General features: G+C 38.8%; 17 protein-coding genes. 5 read left to right on the forward strand and 12 right to left on the reverse strand.

Going from position 1 to position 19,917, the window contains the following annotated elements:
* Positions 1-8: 8 nt before the first annotated feature.
* The 5 genes from AC1RJ8_RS18295 to hemA form a co-directional block, all read right to left on the reverse strand.
* Positions 9-875 (reverse strand): sensor histidine kinase, encoded by an 867-nt coding sequence (locus AC1RJ8_RS18295; RefSeq protein ID WP_492954782.1) that lies wholly within the window; start codon positions 873-875, stop codon positions 9-11.
* A 117-nt stretch (positions 876-992) separates the two neighbouring features.
* Positions 993-2,363 carry a glutamate-1-semialdehyde 2,1-aminomutase gene (gene hemL, locus AC1RJ8_RS18300; protein WP_492954781.1) on the reverse strand — a complete coding sequence of 457 codons (1,371 nt, stop codon included), beginning with the start codon at positions 2,361-2,363 and terminating at the stop codon, positions 993-995.
* 168 nt (positions 2,364-2,531) lie between these two features.
* Positions 2,532-3,500 (reverse strand): porphobilinogen synthase, encoded by a 969-nt coding sequence (gene hemB / locus AC1RJ8_RS18305; protein ID WP_492954780.1) that lies wholly within the window; start codon positions 3,498-3,500, stop codon positions 2,532-2,534.
* A 219-nt stretch (positions 3,501-3,719) separates the two neighbouring features.
* Positions 3,720-5,300 (reverse strand): hydroxymethylbilane synthase, encoded by a 1,581-nt coding sequence (gene hemC / locus AC1RJ8_RS18310; protein WP_492954779.1) that lies wholly within the window; start codon positions 5,298-5,300, stop codon positions 3,720-3,722.
* A gap of 347 nt (positions 5,301-5,647) precedes the next feature.
* Positions 5,648-6,874 carry a glutamyl-tRNA reductase gene (gene hemA, locus AC1RJ8_RS18315; RefSeq protein ID WP_492954778.1) on the reverse strand — a complete coding sequence of 409 codons (1,227 nt, stop codon included), beginning with the start codon at positions 6,872-6,874 and terminating at the stop codon, positions 5,648-5,650.
* A 685-nt stretch (positions 6,875-7,559) separates the two neighbouring features.
* Between hemA and AC1RJ8_RS18320 the strand changes: the two genes are divergently transcribed.
* On the forward strand, positions 7,560-8,384 hold the full coding sequence (locus tag AC1RJ8_RS18320; protein WP_492954777.1) for an alpha/beta hydrolase family protein: 825 nt from the start codon (positions 7,560-7,562) through the stop codon (positions 8,382-8,384).
* Between the two features lie 200 nt (positions 8,385-8,584).
* On the opposite strand, the gene AC1RJ8_RS18325 is transcribed toward AC1RJ8_RS18320, so the two are convergent.
* The 7 genes from AC1RJ8_RS18325 to AC1RJ8_RS18355 all read right to left on the reverse strand — a co-directional run bounded on the left by AC1RJ8_RS18325 (position 8,585) and on the right by AC1RJ8_RS18355 (position 16,109).
* Positions 8,585-8,977: a hypothetical protein gene (locus AC1RJ8_RS18325; RefSeq protein ID WP_492954776.1), complete on the reverse strand. Its 393-nt coding sequence runs from the start codon at positions 8,975-8,977 to the stop codon at positions 8,585-8,587.
* Positions 8,978-8,995: 18 nt separating this feature from the next.
* Positions 8,996-10,270, reverse strand: a complete 1,275-nt coding sequence (locus AC1RJ8_RS18330) for a mechanosensitive ion channel family protein (protein ID WP_492954775.1) — start codon at positions 10,268-10,270, stop codon at positions 8,996-8,998.
* A 394-nt stretch (positions 10,271-10,664) separates the two neighbouring features.
* Positions 10,665-12,641, reverse strand: coding sequence for a (E)-4-hydroxy-3-methylbut-2-enyl-diphosphate synthase (gene ispG, locus AC1RJ8_RS18335; protein WP_492954774.1), 1,977 nt, complete (start codon positions 12,639-12,641; stop codon positions 10,665-10,667).
* Between the two features lie 360 nt (positions 12,642-13,001).
* Positions 13,002-13,613: an RDD family protein gene (locus AC1RJ8_RS18340; RefSeq protein ID WP_492954773.1), complete on the reverse strand. Its 612-nt coding sequence runs from the start codon at positions 13,611-13,613 to the stop codon at positions 13,002-13,004.
* Between the two features lie 104 nt (positions 13,614-13,717).
* Complete coding sequence (locus AC1RJ8_RS18345; protein WP_492954772.1) at positions 13,718-14,698, reverse strand: toast rack family protein; 981 nt, start codon at positions 14,696-14,698, stop codon at positions 13,718-13,720.
* A 5-nt stretch (positions 14,699-14,703) separates the two neighbouring features.
* Positions 14,704-15,399, reverse strand: a complete 696-nt coding sequence (locus tag AC1RJ8_RS18350) for a PspC domain-containing protein (protein ID WP_492954771.1) — start codon at positions 15,397-15,399, stop codon at positions 14,704-14,706.
* Positions 15,400-15,419: 20 nt separating this feature from the next.
* The gene (locus AC1RJ8_RS18355; RefSeq protein WP_492954770.1) at positions 15,420-16,109 is read right to left on the reverse strand and encodes an SDR family oxidoreductase; all 690 of its coding nucleotides are present in this window, start codon (positions 16,107-16,109) and stop codon (positions 15,420-15,422) included.
* Positions 16,110-16,256: 147 nt separating this feature from the next.
* Between AC1RJ8_RS18355 and AC1RJ8_RS18360 the strand changes: the two genes are divergently transcribed.
* The 4 genes from AC1RJ8_RS18360 to AC1RJ8_RS18375 all read left to right on the forward strand — a co-directional run bounded on the left by AC1RJ8_RS18360 (position 16,257) and on the right by AC1RJ8_RS18375 (position 19,877).
* Complete coding sequence (locus tag AC1RJ8_RS18360; RefSeq protein ID WP_057932019.1) at positions 16,257-16,991, forward strand: MlaE family ABC transporter permease; 735 nt, start codon at positions 16,257-16,259, stop codon at positions 16,989-16,991.
* Positions 16,991-17,743, forward strand: a complete 753-nt coding sequence (locus tag AC1RJ8_RS18365; RefSeq protein WP_086547603.1) for an ABC transporter ATP-binding protein — start codon at positions 16,991-16,993, stop codon at positions 17,741-17,743. The genes AC1RJ8_RS18360 and AC1RJ8_RS18365 overlap by 1 nt, the downstream gene beginning before the upstream one ends.
* 105 nt (positions 17,744-17,848) lie before the next feature.
* The gene (locus tag AC1RJ8_RS18370) at positions 17,849-18,730 is read left to right on the forward strand and encodes an RsmD family RNA methyltransferase (RefSeq protein ID WP_492954769.1); all 882 of its coding nucleotides are present in this window, start codon (positions 17,849-17,851) and stop codon (positions 18,728-18,730) included.
* A gap of 97 nt (positions 18,731-18,827) precedes the next feature.
* Positions 18,828-19,877, forward strand: a complete 1,050-nt coding sequence (locus AC1RJ8_RS18375) for a hypothetical protein (protein WP_492954768.1) — start codon at positions 18,828-18,830, stop codon at positions 19,875-19,877.
* Positions 19,878-19,917: the final 40 nt, after the last annotated feature.

Consider the following 19,917-nt stretch of genomic DNA (forward strand, 5'->3'; position numbering starts at 1 on the left):
AATTGAGATTAACTAAATGTTACTTCAAAAATACTTCCTTGAGGCAAATTGTCTTTTACTGTAATATCTGCATCATGGTATTGTAAAACCTCTTTCACAATAAACAAGCCTAAACCTGTTCCTTTCGCTTTTCTGACATTCTCGTTACCAACACGGTAAAACTTATCAAATATCAACATTTTTTCGGCATCTGAAATACCTGGCCCCTTATCAATAACACTTAACTGAATATGTCCATCCACCTCGTTTAAATGCACATTTATCTCATCGCATGGGCTCGAATACTTTACTGCATTCTCTATCAAATTGGTTACAACTGACGATAAGGCAAATTTGTCACCCATTATCTGCAAATTTGGCTGAATTTGCGTACTTATTAATTGTTCATTGCCACAAGAATGAACCTGTAAACGATCGGTAATTTTATATACCAGCTCCGAAAAGTTAAATTTTTCTTTGGGAAAAGTGTAAGATCGGTTTTCAATTTTGGTGGCCAACAACATATTTTCGACCAGATCATCCAAACGCTCAATGTCTTTTAACGAATTATTTAATAATGAAGTTTGACGTGCTTTATCCAAATCCCGTTTAACAATTGTTTGAATAGAAAGTTTTATAGCAGCTAAAGGCGATTTAAGTTCATGTGTTATCGACATCAGGAAATTTTGCTGCTGCTCTCTTAATTTATCCTCACGTTTTAACGATTGATGCAGGAAATACCCGCCGATACAAAGCAAAAATAAAAACACCGAACCTTCACCCATAATCATCGTCATGCGGCTTGGTTGCAAACGCACCACCAGTGTTCCCCACGAAACGAGTTGAATGAGTGCGTAAAGCAATAATGCGTAAAATATAATTATAGATTTCTTCATTCGTCGATCTTTCCTTCGGGTTGATTACACAGATTTCTGGATTTCACAGATTGTTTTTCCCATGGTTCGTGTCTCCACGAACCATCATAAATCATTATGTCGTAGCTTAAAAAAGCCTTACTTCTTAAACACTAAATCTAATGCTTCAAAAATAGCACGTTTTGCTTTCTCCAATTCGATCTTAGTATGTGCTGAAGATACGAAACCAACTTCATATCCCGATGGCCCTAAGTAAATTCCTCTGTTCAATAGTTCACGGTGCATAATTTTGAATTTCTCCATGCTGCCAGCATCAATATCATCGGCCGATTGGATTTTATCCTTATCAGTAAATGCAAACCAGAAGATTGAGCCAATGGTAAATACTTTAAATTTATAATTGCGTGCGGTTGCAAAACGCTGAATACTGGCTACAAATTCTTGTGCTTTCGCATTCAGATCTTTATAAAAGCTCGATTTGTTCAGTTCTGTTAATGTGGCGATTCCTGCTGCCATGGCCACAGGATTTCCAGATAGGGTTCCGGCCTGATACACACCACCATCAGGAGAAATATGCGCCATAATTTCGGCACGTGCACCATACATCCCAACAGGTAAGCCGCCACCAATAATTTTACCATAAGTAACAATATCAGGTGTAACACCATAATGTGCTGCTGCCCCTTCAAAACCTATCCTGAAACCGGTAATAACTTCATCAAAAATCAGAAGGGAACCGTTATCCGTACAAATTTTACGTAAGAAATGAATATATTCTTCATCTTGAATAATCAAACCATTATTTGCCGGAATACCCTCAATGATTACCGCAGCGATTTGATCTTTGAACTGAGCAAAAGCTTGTTCAATAGCCGTTTTATCATTTAGGGGTACAACGATGGTTTCTTCAGCAAAAGATTTTGGCACACCCGCAGAAGAGGTCTCACCAAAAGTAACCAAACCAGAACCGGCTTTAACCAAAAGCGAATCGCTATGACCATGGTAACAGCCTTCGAATTTTAAAATCTTATCGCGGCTGGTAAAACCTCTTGCCAAACGTATCGCCGACATTACCGCTTCCGTTCCCGAACTCGTAAAACGTATTTTCTCAACAAAACGATTATTTTTAATAATCAGCTCAGCCAATTCATTTTCCAAAGCTGTTGGCGCACCAAAGCTCATTCCGTTCTGCATTACCTCGGTAACTTTTTCGCGGATTTTAGGATTGTTATGACCTAAAATTAGTGGTCCCCAGCTACCACAGAAATCGATAAACTGATTACCATCAGCATCCCAGATAAAGCAGCCGTCACCTTTTTCTATAAAAAGTGGTGTACCATAAACAGATTTAAAAGCCCTTACCGGAGAGTTTACCCCACCTGGGAAATACGTTTTTGATTTCTCGTACAATTCGGCAGATTTTACTCTCGAAATATCAGGTTTACTACCCGTATTTACCGGAATATCAGCTTCGTTGCCTGAAAACATTTTCTTTAATGAATCTAACATTTTTGTTAAGGTTGAAGGCTAAAAGGTAGAAGGTAGAAGGATCTGGGCGCATAACCCATAGCCAATAAGCCATCAATCTTTTACCTCATTGTAGGTTTTAGAACGAATTGTTAAGGATCTAGATTGTGGGTATAAGCCCTCAACCATTAAGCCTTCTACCTTCCGCCTCTAAAGCCAGTTGTTATTTAAAATATCTTTAATATGGTAAGTGGTAATAATACTTGCGCCTGCACGGGCGAAAGCATGCATGGTTTCCATTACTACTTTTTGTTCATCTATCCAACCGCGTTCGGCAGCTGCTTTTACCATCGAGTATTCGCCTGATACATTATAAACCGCAATTGGCAAATTGGTATCTTGTTTTAACCTTTGGATAATATCCAGATAAGCTAAACCCGGCTTCACCATTAACACATCAGCGCCTTCTTGTTCATCCAGCTGCGCTTCTCGTAAAGCTTCCAGCGGGTTTCTGAAATCCATCTGATAAGCCTTCCTATCACCTTTGCTTGGTGCGCAGTCTGCAGCCTCTCTAAAAGGGCCATAATAGGCAGAAGCAAATTTTGTAGCATGGCTCATAATTGCTGCATTAACAAAACCGTTATGATCTAAAAGATTACGAATGGCCTCAATCCGTCCATCCATCATGTCAGACGGGGCAAACATATCAGCACCAGCTTCAGCATGTGTTAAAGCCATTTTAGCGATTACCTCTACTGTTTTATCGTTTTGAACATAATCGTTCTCTAAAATACCGCAATGACCATGGGTAGTATAAGAACAAACGCAAACATCGGTAACTAGATATAAATCGTCTCCGAATTGTTTTTTGAGCTCACGAACTGCAGTTGGTACCAAAGAATGATCGTGATAGGCTGACTTAGCATCTTCTGATTTTTCATCGCCCACACCGAAAAGCATAATTTTGTTGAGTCCTTTTTTCAATCCAGCCTCAACATCTTTAACAAGGGTATCAACCGAATAATGGTTTACCCCCGGCATGGCATCAATGGCGTGGGTAACATTGCTGCCTGGCACTATAAAATAAGGGTACACAAACATATCTTTCGATAACCGGGTTTCGGCTACCATCTCTCTCACCAATGGGTTTTTCCTTAATCTACGCGGACGGTTTAACATTTTATTTGTATCAAGTATTTAGTATCAGGTATTTAGTATCAAGTATCGAGACCTGAATATCTTCTATTTTTCCTTACGGGGTGATTACACGGATTAGATGATTACACCGATTTTGGATTTCGCAGTGGATATTTCTTGCAGGGGGTAATCGGCTTTGCGCTTTAGTCTTTACCCTCTCAAAACCTTCGGCCTTCCAACCCTCTACCTTCCGCCTCAAACCTACCTTATCTCTATCCCAAACACCGCTTCAGCTAATCCAATTTCATCAGGCGAATAAGGCAAAGCATATTTCACGCCCATTTCATCAAATTTCTTACCGGTAGAGTTTCCTATAGCAATTACCTGTTGGCCTGGTTCCAATAAATTATCAGCGAAATAGGCATCAACATTTGATGGACTGGTAAAAATCAGCACATCGGCATAACTCTGGTCTATATCATCTTCGATTACCGTTTCGTAAATCGGCAGATCGATTATTTTAGCATCAGCTGGCAATGATTTTTGAATCGATTGTAAAGAATCCTGTGCTCTAGGGAACAGTATTTGCTGACCACCAACCAATTGCGCAAAATCTTCAGCAACTTCGGTGATATCGCCACTCTCGCCAACAAAATCGGCAATATGGCCAAATTTACGCAAGGCATCTTCTGATCCTCTTCCTACCACGCCAAACCTTGTTTTCTTTGGCAATACCGGTTTTAAGTTGAAAAAATATTCAACACTATTGCGGCTGCTGAAGAAAACCCAGTCTACATGCCTTAAAATAAACTGATCTAAAACCGTTACTATCGGGAAGGTACGGATCAATGAACGTCCTTCTATTTCAATATTATTATTTTCTAATGCTCTACGGAAATAACTGTGCTCGCCAATTTCGCGTGAAATGAAAACCTTTGCCGGTTTCTTTCTTTCTACATTAAACTTGGCCACAATTTTTTCTGCCAAACCTTCGGTACTTTCTGCGCGTAAAAACAAACGTTCTGGAAAATGGTCGGCCGTTTCGGCTTTTGAAGTCCATATTTCGAATTTTCCGTTTTCTTTTTTGCAGTAACAGCCCAAAGGCATGTGGCAACCACCTTCGAAAAGGTTTAAAACCTTACGTTCTACAGTTACAGTCTCTGCCGTTTCAGGATCGTGCAATTTTTGCAATGCATCAAAAAGCTCAGTATCATTTTCCCTGATCTGAATAGCCAAAGCGCCCTGGGCGGGTGCCGGGATAAACTCGGTAGTTTCTAATTCTTCCACATGTAAATCGCTCACATCAAGATTTAAGCGCTTAACACCAGCTTTTGCGATCAGAATGGCATCATAATCTTCATCGCGAAGTTTTTGGATACGGGTGGGCACATTTCCGCGTAAATCTTCAACCTCTAAGTCAGGGCGTAAGCCCAGTAACTGGGCTTTGCGACGGTTGGATGAAGTGCCAACCATAGCACCTTTTTTTAACGAAAGCTTCTGCGAAACATCTACACAATCTTTTAAAATCAATAGGTATTCGCTTGCTTCTTCACGTGGTGGTAAAGCAGCGATAATCAATCCTTCAGGGTGTGTAGTAGGTAAATCTTTAAGGCAATGTACAGCCAGATCAATTGTTCCACCTAAAAGCTCCTCTTCCAATTCTTTGGTAAAAAAGCCTTTGCCTTCCAGTTTATCCAATCTTAAATTCAGGATTTTATCGCCCTGCGTTTTAATGATTTTTATTTCTGCTTCTATCCCAATTGCAGCCAATTCATCTTTTATATGATTTGCTTGCCATAAAGCCAGGTCGCTACCGCGTGTTCCAATGGTTAATTTCTTCACTATAAAGGTTAAATGAGTTGCAAATTTAATTTAATTAGTGGTTTATACCATGAATTGTTTAAAAATGAGACAGTGAGGTTACAGAATAGGGAATTTAAAGGATTTCTGTGACATTACACAATCGGTTTGTCATTCTGAGTGCAGCGAAGAATCTTAAGCCACACAACGCTCCCCATAAATAAAATTTAAATGTTATTTATATTAGATGGCAGTTAAACCATGTAAGAAATTAAGTTGATTGCAAGAAAGATGCTGAAACAAGTTCAGCATGACGAAAAGGGAATTGGTTTCAGGATTTAGCTAAAAGACAAAAGATATCTGGGCTTAGTGTTTTTTGCGGTAAAACCTTAAGATTGATTGACCAAAATTTCTTTGGCCATTACCATCGGAACACTGATGTATTTTTTCTCCATGTAGTTCATTACACGTTCTAAAACTTCGCGTGAGGCTTCATCCATCTGACTAATTTCATCGGCAAACACGCCATTTATGGCTGTATTTTTGATTTCTTTAATCTTTCTTGGCACTTCCTGCATCGCCAGTTCGATACGGCGTTGTTTTAAAACAGAGAAAAATTCGGTGATGTTATTGCTGATAATTTCTTCGGCATGTACCAGTTCGTTATAACGTTCCTGGATATTTTTGCGTGCTACCTCTTTTAGCGATTCTACCTCAATATAATGTACAGGGTTGTTATGGATCACTGCAGGCGTAACATCATTCGGAATGGCCAAATCTACAATTACCTTTTTGCCCTGATCGCCGTTTAAAAGTTTGGCATATAAGGCTTCGTTAATAATTGCCTCCGTAGAGCCAGTACAGGTAATGATTACATCAAATCCTTCATTAAAATCTTCAAGTGCTGCTAAAGGATAAGCCTTACCACCTAGCTCTTGTGCCAAAGATTCGGCCTTAGAAAACGTACGGTTGAAAATCGAGAAATTCGAGTATTTATGTTTGTTGAGGTACTTTGCAATGTTCTGATTGGTTTCGCCAGCGCCAATAATCAAGATACGTGAGTTGCCACACATATTTAACTCTTTTAGTTTGCGGTAGGCCAATGAAACAACAGAAACGGGATTCTTTGAAATATTGGTGTGGGTATAAACTTCTTTTGCGGTTTTAACCACACGGTCCATAATCATACGCATGTAATCGCCAGTAAAACCTGCATCGCGGCAGTTTTCATAAGCTTTACGGATCTGGGCAAGAATTTCCTTTTCACCAACCACCAAACTTTCTAAAGAGCACGATGTTCTGAGCAAATGGTTAAAAGCTTCTTCGTTTTCGTATACCGTAACATTATCCAGAAAACGCTCCATAAATTCAGGAGGTAGGCCCATGTCTAAAACAGTAAGGAACCTGGTTACAAATTCCTTGTCTGTTTTCTCTTTGGTAAGGAAAACAAACTCCACCCGGTTGCAGGTTCCAATATAGAAAATTTCGCTAACGGGAAGTTCTGCCTGAACATTCTTCAACCTGCTATCTAAACTCTGATCACAAATAACTAATTTCCCTAAAGATTTCAGGTCGATGTGGTGATGCGTAAAAGCTATTACTTTTAAATATTCCAAGTGCTTCCGTTATTAACTATTATCGGGATACAAAAGTAACAGGGTGAACGCATGTGACTGTCATTAACCTGTAATTTACATCAATTTAGAACGGTTTTAAATAAAGAACCTAAAGATTAATCAAACCATATTGATTTATATGAACAAACCAATCTGCATAATTTTCCTCTTGATTTACGCCCTTTTCTAGGTCCTGGCTAGATGTAACTACTTTTTATCCACTGCAGTATATTACGTTATTATGCCAAAATGGTTGCCTGCACCTGGCTTTTTAATTTATTTCTTAGGGATATTAGAAATCTTTTTTGGATTATATTGACCGGAAAGCTAGCGGTACTATTAATTATATTGATCATAATTGCATGAATAAGGTTGCCTTGGCGGTTATTGTTTATGATTGGGCCACGCATTATTACTTAAAGAATATTTATTATTCAAAATATTATATATCCTTTTTTTGAAGCGCAGTTCCGGTGCGAGTGGGAAGGGTACTGTCCTGCTGTACATTCCAATCCTTTTGGATAAACCTCGCTAAACAACAATTTAACCTATCCAAAAGGGATTTCCATTTCCATCAGGGCTATTATACTCACGGCTGTGGTCAATATCCTTCTATTCTAAACACAAAAAATGCACAACAAAATAAGATTTCGTAGGTTTATAATCTGTACCAATTCCTTAAATTATGATTACACAAAGCAATTTTAGCCTGATCGGTGCTGACAGAAAATTAATTATCGGCGATATTACTTTCGATGAGAAAAACCCTAATACGCCCATTGTACTTTTTGTGCATGGCTTTAAAGGTTTTAAAGATTGGGGGGCACACAATTTAGTAGCCAGGCATTTTGCCAGCAACGGTTACCGTTACGTTAAATTCAATTTATCGCATAGTGGTGTGCCAGTTGATGACCCGAAAGATGTAACCGATATGGATGCCTTTGCTAACAATACTGTATCGAAAGAACTTTTTGATTTAAATGCGGTACTCGATTTTATCGAAAAAGCATACGGTAAAGACACAAAGGTAAACCTGATAGGCCATAGCCGCGGCGGTGGATTATCGATCATTGAGGCTGCAAACGATTTAAGGATTAACAAACTGATTACCTGGAGTGCCATTGGTGATTTTACCAGCCTGTGGAAAAAAGAACAAGAAGCTGAATGGAAAAAGAATGGAAAAATCTTTGTGACCAATGCCCGTACGAAAGAGCAGATGCCTTTAAATGTTAGTCTATTGGAAGATCTGGAAGAGAATGAAGCAGCATTGAATATTATAGCTGCAGCAAAACGGGTAAACATCCCGTGGTTGATTATCCATGGCGATGATGATGTAAATGTTCCTTTTGAAACTGCACAAACTTTGGCAGAGGCCAATCCTGGCAGCAGGTTAGTTAAAATTGAAGGTGCCAATCATGTTTATGGTGCTACACAGCCCTACACCAACGAAACTTTACCACCGCTGTTGTTTAAGGTTTGTGAAAAGGTTTTAGTATTTTTGGGTGAGTAGTACCCCTAATTCGTGGCCGTCACCCTGAACCGAGCCTTAGCGAGCTCACTGAAGGTAATTTATGTCAGGGTCTAGTCAGCTAGAAAGATGCTGATCACGAAACTTCGGGACAGCATGACGATCATATGAGGCAAAGGAACAAGAAATTAAGCTTTATGAATAAATATTAGGCTGTAAAAACTTGTAATTTAATCATCTCCTCACAATTTGAATATCGTTTTAAATTTGGAAAATTTCGAAGCTAAAATCAGGAGAAATGACTTATTTCTGATTTTGATTAGGTCCTTACTATCACTAATTATATTCGAGTTATTTAAATATTCAGGAGCCCCATATGTTAAGGTCAAATTAAAATATTTAGCAATTTCATCCAACATTTTGGCAGTTGCCTTAATTTCTCCTTCAAACCAGTTGCTCCATGCTAATAATATGATTCCATTATCTTTTTCAAATCGATAAAAGTCAAAGTCAATCCCTTTATCAATCATTTTATCATCGTATTCAGCCGTTAACTCCCAACCTTTTTCTTTTAAGAATTTAATAGCTGCATAAAATATTTCTGTGTTGATATTTGTCGCAATTCTTATTTCCATACTATTTAAGTTCGAAAATTAATCATCCCCTCTTCTCACAAAATTACGCATATCGCTGCCGCTTGGGCTTTGGAAGATTTCCAGATCAAAATAAGGTACCGCAGCCAGCAGGTGATCAAAGATGTCAGCGGCAACTTCTTCGAAACGCTTCAATCCTTTCTCTTTAGAGAACACATAAATCTCAATCGGCAATCCGTTTTCTGTGGCCTGTAACTGCCGCACCATAAAGGTTAAATCGGTATTAATGTGTGGATTACTTTCGAGGTATTTCTCTGTATAAACCCTAAAAGTTCCAATATTGGTCATATGGCGGCCGTTAACCAGATTATTGGGGTTCACCGTATTTTCAGCATTATACCTTTCTATAAAAGCCTGCGTTTCTTTCAGGTAATCTTTCAGAAAATCGATACTTTGCAGTCTACCGATCAATTCTTCATCGCAGAATTTAATACTCGAAATTTTAATGTTGATATGGCGTTTAATCCGCCTCCCCTCACTTTCTTCCATTGCCCGCCAGTTCTTAAACGACTCACTAACGATGGCATAACTAGGGACAATGGTTACCGTTTTATCCCAGTTACGCACCTTAATGGTAGTTAAATTTATTTCAGTTACCTCGCCATCGGCACCATACTTCTCTACGGTAATCCAATCACCTACCCTTACCAGGTCAATAGCGCTCATTTGTACGGAAGCTACAAAACCTAAAATCGGATCTCTGAAAACCAGAATAAAAACAGCGGTAACTGCGCCAAAACCACCGAAAACATAAAGCGGCGATTCACCAAGAATAATCGACAGGATGAGTACAAAACCAACAATATAAAATACAATTTTGGCTACCTGTTTGTAACTTCTAATGGGTTTATCGGCATATTTCTTTGATGATTCCATAATGGATACCAAAGCATTCAGAAATGCATTTACAGCAAACATTACGGCTAAAACCATGTAGATTTTAGCAAATATTAAAGCATAAAATAACCCGTTTTCAAAATCGATAAAAAGATAAGGAACAACATTATAGATGATGTAGGCGCCAAATATTAAGGCAAATGCCCTGAACACCCTAAATTCGAACAGCGCCTTTTGCCAATCGGATTTGGTTTTTGCACTTTTTACCACACCGATAAAAAGCTGTCGGGTTAAAAATATGGTGATGAACAGAAATAAAATAACGCCAACCAGTCCGATAAAAAAGTAAGAATAAATGAGTTCGCCATCAGCAAGGCCTTTGCCGGCGAGCCAGTTTCTAAGTTCGGTAAACAGGGATTGAAACTCGGGGATGTTCATTAAGGCAATTTAGGATTTATTGATCAGAAATTTAAATGGTTGTGTGACTTGTCCATAATGTATCATTAACCACAGATAAAGAGGATACACACAGATAAAATTCAAACTCCTCGGTCTGTATTCTCACATATCGAAATAAAAAACGAGTTAATTTATAAAAGTGGTTTGTGGGGACGCAAACCAAGGCGGATAGAAATGATGATCTAACAGCCTCGGCCTGTGTCCTCACAGACCGAAACAAAAATGAGTTAATTTATAAAAGTGGTTTGTGGGGACACAAACCAAGGCGGATAATTTTAACTCCTCGGTCTGTGTCCCCACAGATCGAAAGTAAAAATATGTAAATCAAAATCTTTATACTGGTCTGTGAGAACACAGACCAGGGATAATTTAATTAAACCTTTTCTACCCAGTTGCCATCATCTTTAATAATGTCGATCAGTTCGTCTAAGGCATAAGCGGTAGTTACATTTTTCTTTACCACTTCTTTACCGCGGTATAACGTAATTTTATCGGGACCAGTACCCACATAACCGTAATCGGCATCGGCCATTTCGCCTGGGCCGTTAACTATACAGCCCATGATACCGATTTTTATCCCTTTTAAATGGTCAGTACGTGAACGGATCAGTTGTGTAGTTTCTTGTAAATCGAAAAGTGTTCTTCCACAGCTTGGGCAAGAAATATATTCTGTTTTACTGATGCGTGTACGGGTAGCCTGTAAAATACCAAAACTGGTTAAATTAATCAGCGAGAGGTTTTGATCTCCTGCATCAATCCATACCCCATCCCCAAAACCATCGGTAAATAAAGCGCCAATGTCGGTTGCAGCATAAAGCATTAAATGATCAGCATCTACATTCTGGTAGGTTCTCTTAATGATTACCGGGATCTGAATATTTTCCTCCTGCAAAGCCACAAAAAATGCCCGTTGTTCAGCCATTCCATGCACTGCTGATGTTTCGAGAATTAATACAACATTGGCTAACTGGTTAATTGTTAAATTGGTCAATTGCTTGGCATCAACTTGAACAAAGTTTAAAAATTCGTCTTTAGCTTCTGCCTCTTTAAAAGCTTCCAAAGAGAATAAAGGATGGCAGTTGCTTTTATCATTAAGTTTTAACCAAGTTTCGTAATTGTAAACTTGCTTTAAATTCCCGGGAAAAGAGAACGATGGCAAATTATCACCCAAGAAGGCTAAATCGCAAGCCTGATCGGCTAAGTTATATTTATCTAAACCTGCGCTATAATTGTAACCAACTGAACTTAAAAAGTAAGGGTCTTTTAAATTTTCTTTCGAAACATCGATCATTACTACCGGATGGTGATGGCCACCAATATGCTGTACAGCAGTGGTAATGCGGCGATTGTACTCGTAAGGGCTATAAGTTTGGCGCTGGCCGTGAAGCGTTGGGAGGAGTGAAATCGACTCCTGACTTCCGGCTTCAGACTTCGGACTCCTTAAAGCATATCGGTCTGCCAAAGCCTTAGCAACTGGTGCTTCAAATTCAGGGTCTTCAGTTAAGGAAACACGGATGGTATCGCCCAAACCATCTTCTAATAACGTTCCAATGCCAACTGCTGATTTAATGCGGCCGTCTTCTCCATCACCCGCTTCGGTAACACCTAAATGTAAAGGATAATTCATCCCTTCTTTAGCCATGGTTTCTACCAGTAAACGGTATGCCTGCACCATCACTTGGGTATTGCTGGCTTTCATCGAAATTACCAGATTATAGTAATTCTGGTCTTCACACATACGGATAAATTCCATTGCCGATTCAACCATTCCGCGGGGCGTATCGCCATAATGGCTCATAATCCTGTCTGAAAGCGACCCGTGGTTAGTGCCGATGCGCATGGCAGTGCCATACTCTTTACAGATTTTAACTAAAGGGATAAACTTTTTGTAAATCCTGCTTAACTCCGCATTGTAAGCATCTTGTGTGTATTCTAAATTTTCGAATTTCTTTTTATCTGCATAATTGCCTGGGTTAACCCTTACTTTTTCTACAATACGTGCAGCCATTTCGGCAGCATTAGGCGTAAAATGGATATCTGCAATTAATGGCACATTATAACCACGGAAACGTAGTTCTTTTTTAATATTGGCTAGATTTTCGGCTTCTTTAATGCTAGGTGCAGTGATACGAACATACTCGCAACCCGATTCTACCATGCGGATGGTCTGCTCTACAGTACCCAAAGTATCCATGGTATCGGTGGTTGTCATCGATTGAATCCGGATTGGATTGTGCCCACCTAAAGCAATATCACCTATGTTAACTTCACGGGTTAAATATCTCGAATAAGCCGTTAAACTGTTGCAATATCCGCCAGCCAGATCATGTTTTGCCAATATATTTTCCATCTGTTTGCAAAGATAAGGATTGTTGGAATGTTTTAATGTTGTAATGTTGTAATTAAATTGCCCCGATCCTAATGGCAAAAATTCAAAGTTTTTTTGGAAACGGAAGAGCCGTATTGCTTGGCAAATCCAGCCTTGCTTTCGGCTTTAGTCCCGATTAGAAGGAAATCGGGCGCTACCGCCTCAATCAGGTTTATTTTTTAACGGTGGGTGGGTTTGGCATCATTGCACCCGGCCCAGGTTCATAAACGGGTGGAAGCGGCATCCTTTGACTGTCAGCCTGAGTGTAGCCGAAAGGCCAGCCAAAGATATAGCGTACAGCCCGGCTAACGAAAATAGTTGTATTGACTTCGCTTTTCTAACTTATATCAACCTGTCTTTTATCACCAGCGTATTGGCTGCAATATCGTGCCAGCATTGGTTTTTCTTATTGAGGAAACTGTACAGGTAACCAAAGAAAACTGGAATTACGGATAAGATTTTAGAAAAATTCCTCACCAGGGAAATTCCAAAAGAAACCCGGCTGCCTTCTAAATCGGTTACCTTAATATTGAGGAGTTTTTTACCGATAGTGGCCTGACTGGCTGATGCTTCGGCAATGCTGCCATAAATGAGCTTAATGATAAATATGGAGGGAAATGGAATTAAAAAAGCCATAATCCGCTGATCTTTACCTTCGATAAAAATATAGCTCGTTAAAATAATGATGCTATATATTCCAAAAATAATAAAATGATCAATTACCGAGGCCAACAACCTTTGATCGAAAGCTGCAAAATATTGGGGTGCTGTTTTTTGATAACTAAAACCCAAAAGCTCACGCAATTCGGGAATTGCATGAGCTTCTTTATAATCGTCCATTCCGGGCTTACGTATAAAAGTATTCGCACTGATGTTTAAATCTGTCAGTTCGGTTAAACTATATGGCCCTTGTGGCTTTCCATTAATTACAACTATATATTGATCAGGATTCATTAGATTGGATCAGGATTATGAGATTTTAGGATTGTAAGATCAGCATTTTATAAAGATTCCGTTAATGAAGCCTTACGCCTTCTACCTTCTAACCTTCAACCTCCCTAATATCTGCTTACTTCAAAGTTACTCAATCCGCCATCTAAATTGATAAAGATTTTTTTAGTTGAGGCCTTATAGTTTGAAGTTTCGTAAACACCATCGCTCAATTTTTCAAAACCATCGAAATCTTTGGCTGATAAACCTGTTTTGGTTTTAATTCGGCAACCTGAATTGGTAGGCACTTTAATTTTCACATCGGCCACCCCAGATTTCACAATTACGTCGGTTATTGGCAATAAATCTCCGAATTTAATATCCAGAGCTGCTGCTCCACCATCAAAGCGGAAGGTGCGAACTTTGTAATTGGTAAAATCAAAGTTTGCTTCGCCAGCGCCCAGTTTCATTAAAATATCCCAGTTGGCTTCTTTATTCAATTTAAAATTAACATCGTTACCGCCATCACCAAAATTCCACTTGCTCTTTTTATCTTCCATTTGGAAAGTAAGTACGGTAGCACTATCGGTAAGCAATTTCTTTAAAGAGAAGTTACCATGCCTTTTCTTCACGTCAGCATTAATCAACTCAGCTGTTTCACCATCAAGATTAAATGAAATGCCACCTCCAGAAATATTTAGTACCGTTTTTTTCGCATTATCTGCCGCTACAAATGGCTCAGACAAACTTAAATGATTATACGAAGTGTCGTTATCGTTATCATCATCGTTGTCGTCATCGTTATGTTCGATATTAATGTCGACATCTTTTTTAAAGTGGCGCCCCCACCAATTACCGCGTTCGGGAACCTGCTGCCCTTTATAAAAAAGGAACGATAAGGCTACCACTAAAACGCCAATAGAAATGATACTCCCAGTTTGCGAATTGTTTTTATTAAACAGGATATTTAAACCTGCTATGATTAAGAATACCGGCCAGAAGCTCCAAACGTTGCGCCAATAAAAATTGATTACGCCAAAGTTTTCGAGTAGAAGTACACCGCCAATAAAAAGCAGGATAATACCCCAAATTAATCTATCTAATTTCATTTTATTTATACTTGAGGGTTAGCGGATGTTGAATTATCATCTTTGTTAGCTGGTGCTGTAGGTTCATTTTCTACAATGGTTTCAGAAAAATCAGCTGTTTTTTGTTGTTCGGCTTCCTGTTGATGCTGAAAAGCAGCCCAGTCGTTCTTTCTTTTTGATTTGGCTATGATACTTACACCTAAAGCAATAAATATTAATGGCCACATGTACCTGAATAAATTGCGGATACTAAACCAATCGGGGATAAAATCCATTTCCCGCATCAGGAAAAAACATCCTATCACTAGCAATACCAATCCGCCTATGGTGCGGCCGGTATCGTTAGATTTATTGAATTTATCGAAATTGGGCTGTGTTTCGAAAGGTGTTTTCTGCCCACCATCAACAGGTTGCGTCCAATTCTGGTTTCCCTGGTTCGCTGGTCCTGCAAAAGGATCGGCAGTTCCAAAGGGTTGTGCATTTGGGTTTTTCTTGCCAAAGTAATCGTTAAATTTAGAAAATCTTGCTGCCGGATCATCATTAACCGGAACAATAATCCACATTACTATATAGGCAATTAAGCCACCTCCAGCCATAAATATAGCCGATAATGCAAACAATAATCTAATTATGGTAACCTCCACCTGCATGTAATCTGCAAGTCCCGAAGCTACACCGGCAATCATCTTATCGTGTTCGTTTCTAAAAAGCTTCTTTTCCATAACGTTGTTCATTTTTGTGTTTAAAAATCAAGCGGAGTAATCAAAACCTCGTCTACATTTACCCCTTTACTTAAGTTTAAAATGGTAAACAAAGTTTCTGCAATATCTTCAGGCTGTACAAATTTTTCATCCGGAATTGTTGTTCCTTCCCAAGATGAAGTTTTAGTAGAGCCTGGCAAAAATGCAGTTACTTTAACATTATGAGGTGCTAACTCTTGCCGCAATACATGATTAAGACTTAACATCGCTGCTTTTGTTACACTATAACTGCCTCCATTTTTTACAGGTGCTTTACTGGCCACCGAACAGATGTTGAATATATGGCCCCGCTTGGCCGAGCGCATTTTTTTTCCGAAAAATTTACTGATGTAATAACAGGCATTTGTATTTAAATGCTGCTGCTTTTCGAAGGTTTCGTCATCCTCATCGAGCATGCTACCCGGAAAAAAAATCCCTACGTTGTTTACTAAAACCGCTACATGATCAAAATCTACATCGGTCGAATTTAAAAAAGCATACACATCTTCTTTAACTGAACAATCTGCTACCTGGGTAAAAATAGCATGCCCATAAGGGGTTAATTCCTGTCGAAGCCTGTCGAGTTCATCTCTCCCCCTTGCTACCAAAACTAAATCGTACCCATTTTGGGCAAATTTAGTCGCAATAGCTCTACCAATTCCTTTAGTTGCACCGGTTATTACAGCTTTCATTATTTAATGGTTTAATTTTTGTTAACAAAAAACCATATTTATATTCAAAACCACGAATATTTTTGCAATTAGCAAAGCGCTCCAACTTTTTTATCGTTTCTTTGTAGTATTATAAATGATCATTTAAATTAAGCAAATACATACGGAATGAATTTTACCAATTTCGGCAGATACATCCTGCTACTCAAGTCTGTATTCAGAAGGCCGGAAAAACTGAAAATTTACCTAAAAGAAATCGCCAAACAAATGGATTATGTTGGCGTAGGCTCTTTAGGTTTAATTGCTATTATCTCTACTTTTATTGGTGCAGTAATGACACTACAAATTGCTTTCCAGCTGGTTAGTGATTTTATTCCAAAAACAATTATCGGTTCTGTAAACCGCGACTCGAGTATATTGGAGTTAAGCCCAACCATTAGTGCAATTGTACTTGCAGGAAAAATCGGATCGGCCATTTCATCAGAAATTGGTTCGATGCGTGTTACCGAGCAGATTGATGCTTTAGAAATTATGGGTATAAATGCACCTGGATATTTAATTCTACCTAAAATTATTTCGGGCATCACCATGGTGCCCATGTTGGTAATCATTTCTATGTTTTTAAGCATTACCGGTGGATATATTGGCGGTTCTATTTCGGGTGCTGTTACTCCTGCAGAATATATTCAAGGTATAACAACTGATTTTAATCCTTACACCATCACAGTTGCTTTGGTAAAGGCATTTGTATTCGGTTTCATTATTACATCAGTTCCGGCTTACGAAGGTTTTTACGTTCGTGGTGGTGCTTTAGAAGTTTCGCAGGCCAGTACAAGAGCGGTTGTAATTAGCTGTATCTCTATTCTAGTTTGCGATTATTTAGTTACTCAACTTTTATTGTAATGATCGAAATTAAAGATATCTATAAATCTTTTTCCGGAAATGATGTACTACAAGGCATTTCTGGAAAGTTTGAAGAAGGTGTAACCAATTTAATTATCGGTGGTTCCGGATCAGGAAAAACAACGCTACTGAAATGTATGGTAGGTTTACATCAACCAGATTCGGGCTCGGTATTGTACGATGGCCGCGATTTTACGCCGATGACCTACGAACAGCGCATTGAAGTGCGTAAAGAAATTGGTATGTTGTTTCAAGGTTCTGCCCTGTTTGATAGTATGACAGTTGAAGAAAACATCATGTTTCCCTTAAATATGTTTACTGATCAGAGCAGAAAAGAAAAGCTTGAAAGAGTTGATTTTTGTTTGGAACGGGTAAACCTTGCAGGTAAAAACAAATTATTCCCGGCAGAATTATCGGGAGGAATGAAAAAACGTGTAGGTATTGCACGTGCCATTTCGATGAACCCGAAGTATTTGTTCTGCGATGAGCCTAACTCGGGTCTAGACCCAAAAACCTCGATCGTAATTGATGAACTAATTCAGGAAATTACCGAAGAATATAAAACCACAACTATTGTGGTAACGCATGATATGAACTCGGTAATGGGGATTGGCGATTACATTTTATTCTTACACGAAGGGAAAAAATTCTGGGAAGGCAGCAATAAAGAAATTGCACATACCGATATTAAGGAACTAAACGATTTCGTATTCGCCAGCCGCTTTATGAAGGCAGCAAAAGATAAGTTTTAAACTAAATAAAATCGTCATTGCGAGGCACGAAGCAATCTCCTTCTGTATATTGATCGCATTAAGATTGCTTGGTGCCACACAATGACGGACTATACATAATAATACATGATACAATTACTTGCCCCAACCCACTGGAAAGATTATGAACTGATTGATTGCGGGGATTTTGAAAAATTAGAACGTTTTGGAAATGTAACCCTTATCCGTCCTGAACCACAGGCGGTATGGAAAAAAACATATTCAGAACAGGATTGGAAAAAAACGGCCAACATTACTTTCAGGGGCCGTTCGGCTACTTCTGGCGAATGGGTAAAGAAAAATCAATCTATTCCTGATCGTTGGCATGTAGAATATAAAAATGATGAAGTGGCCATTAAACTCCGCCTAGGTTTAACTTCTTTTAAACACGTGGGCGTATTCCCTGAGCAGGCAGTAAACTGGGATTTTATTTCCGCTTCGATTAAAAAATTTAAAACACCACAGCCTAAAGTTTTAAATCTTTTCGCCTATACCGGTGCTGCATCGCTAATTGCAAATGCTGCTGGCGCCGAGACTACCCACGTAGATTCGATTAAACAGGTAGTTACCTGGGCAAACGAAAACCAGGAGCTTTCAGGATTGAAAGATACCCGTTGGATGGTAGAGGACGCCTTAAAGTTTGTAAAAAAAGAATTAAAAAGAGGCAAAAAATACAACGGAATCATTTTAGATCCTCCTGCTTATGGCCACGGCCCTAATGGCGAAAAATGGAAACTGGAAGATCATATTCAGGAAATGATGCAGGATGTAGTACAGCTGCTGGATGAAAAAGAACACTTCTTAATCCTAAATACTTATTCATTAGGGTTTTCGTCGGTAATTGTAGAAAATTTAATCCGTACATCATTCCCATCAGTTAAAAACCTCGAAACCGGAGAACTGTTTCTACAGGCTACTTCGGGCATTAAATTGCCATTGGGTGTTTTTGGCAAATTCTGTAATGTGTAAATGTTGATTACTTTATTTTAAACTACCAGATTTCCACCCTATTTTCATCAAAACAGATTCGGAAACTGTCTAAACTTTAATTATCTATATAATATCTATGAAATTTCCTCAATTAGCAGGCACACTAATACTTGGTTTTGCCGCAATCAGCTTATTTGCCAACTGTAATTCAGACGGTAAGAGCAGTAGCGGTATCGGTAAAATCTTCTCTTCTGATTCGACTAAAAAGAAAACAGACTCAACAGTAAACGTAATGAAACCGGTTGATCCAAAGCTTTACGATTCGTTGGTGAAAAAACTAGCAAACGGAGATACTACGGGAAGATGGCCGGTAAAAAAACAACCATATCCTTTAGCGGGCGCTATTTTACCTTTTAAACGCATAGTTGTTTATTACGGAAACCTACATTCAAAAAAAATGGGGGCACTTGGCGAATATGCACCTAAAGAAATGTGGCAGCGTTTAAATGCAGAGGTTAAACATTGGGAAAAAGCCGATCCTTCTACCCCTGTACAACCAGGCTTACACTATATTGCTGCAGTAGCAAGTGGAACACCAGGAAAAGATGGAAAATACATCAATAGAATGGGCAATAAACAGATTGATTCTGTTTTGAAAATTGCCAAAATGCAGCCTAACACGATCGTATTCTTAGATCTTCAGGTAGCTTTAAGTACCATTAAAGCCGAGTTACCTCATATTGCAAAATACCTTGAATTGCCATACGTTCACTTGGGTATAGATCCTGAATTTTCGATGAAAGACGGAACATTGCCTGGCAAAAAGATCGGCACCTATGATGCTGCCGATATTAACTATGTAACCGGATATTTAGCAGATATTGTTAAAAAATACAATTTGCCTCCAAAAGTATTTGTATTGCACCGTTTTACTAAAAAGATGGTAACCAATTCGCCTAACATTAAATTACGCCCTGAAGTGCAGGTTGTAGTGCATATGGATGGATGGGGCGAACCTGAATTAAAAAAAGGCACCTACCGCCATTTTATACAAGGCGAACCTGTACAGTTTACCGGCTTTAAATTATTTTACAAAAATGATCTAAAGAAAGAACCGAAGCGTTTGATGACTCCGGAAGAGCTGTTAAAGCTTACACCAAAACCGATCTATATTCAATATCAATAAGAATTTTGAAGCCTGTAATTCGATTACAGGCTTTTTTGTT

Source organism: Pedobacter sp. GW822-FHT03F06, assembly GCF_058801365.1.

Bases quoted from the DNA above. Each gene is read 5' to 3' on its own strand.
- AC1RJ8_RS18320 (WP_492954777.1), top strand. From the start codon at position 7,560: ATGATTACACAAAGCAATTTTAGCCTGATCGGTGCTGACAGAAAATTA.
- AC1RJ8_RS18375 (WP_492954768.1), top strand. From the start codon at position 18,828: ATGAAATTTCCTCAATTAGCAGGCACACTAATACTTGGTTTTGCCGCA.
- AC1RJ8_RS18370 (WP_492954769.1), top strand. From the start codon at position 17,849: ATGATACAATTACTTGCCCCAACCCACTGGAAAGATTATGAACTGATT.
- AC1RJ8_RS18355 (WP_492954770.1), bottom strand. From the start codon at position 16,109: ATGAAAGCTGTAATAACCGGTGCAACTAAAGGAATTGGTAGAGCTATT.
- AC1RJ8_RS18340 (WP_492954773.1), bottom strand. From the start codon at position 13,613: ATGAATCCTGATCAATATATAGTTGTAATTAATGGAAAGCCACAAGGG.
- hemB (WP_492954780.1), bottom strand. From the start codon at position 3,500: ATGTTAAACCGTCCGCGTAGATTAAGGAAAAACCCATTGGTGAGAGAG.
- ispG (WP_492954774.1), bottom strand. From the start codon at position 12,641: ATGGAAAATATATTGGCAAAACATGATCTGGCTGGCGGATATTGCAAC.
- AC1RJ8_RS18365 (WP_086547603.1), top strand. From the start codon at position 16,991: ATGATCGAAATTAAAGATATCTATAAATCTTTTTCCGGAAATGATGTA.
- AC1RJ8_RS18330 (WP_492954775.1), bottom strand. From the start codon at position 10,270: ATGAACATCCCCGAGTTTCAATCCCTGTTTACCGAACTTAGAAACTGG.
- AC1RJ8_RS18350 (WP_492954771.1), bottom strand. From the start codon at position 15,399: ATGGAAAAGAAGCTTTTTAGAAACGAACACGATAAGATGATTGCCGGT.
- AC1RJ8_RS18360 (WP_057932019.1), top strand. From the start codon at position 16,257: ATGAATTTTACCAATTTCGGCAGATACATCCTGCTACTCAAGTCTGTA.
- AC1RJ8_RS18325 (WP_492954776.1), bottom strand. From the start codon at position 8,977: ATGGAAATAAGAATTGCGACAAATATCAACACAGAAATATTTTATGCA.
- hemL (WP_492954781.1), bottom strand. From the start codon at position 2,363: ATGTTAGATTCATTAAAGAAAATGTTTTCAGGCAACGAAGCTGATATT.
- AC1RJ8_RS18295 (WP_492954782.1), bottom strand. From the start codon at position 875: ATGAAGAAATCTATAATTATATTTTACGCATTATTGCTTTACGCACTC.
- AC1RJ8_RS18345 (WP_492954772.1), bottom strand. From the start codon at position 14,698: ATGAAATTAGATAGATTAATTTGGGGTATTATCCTGCTTTTTATTGGC.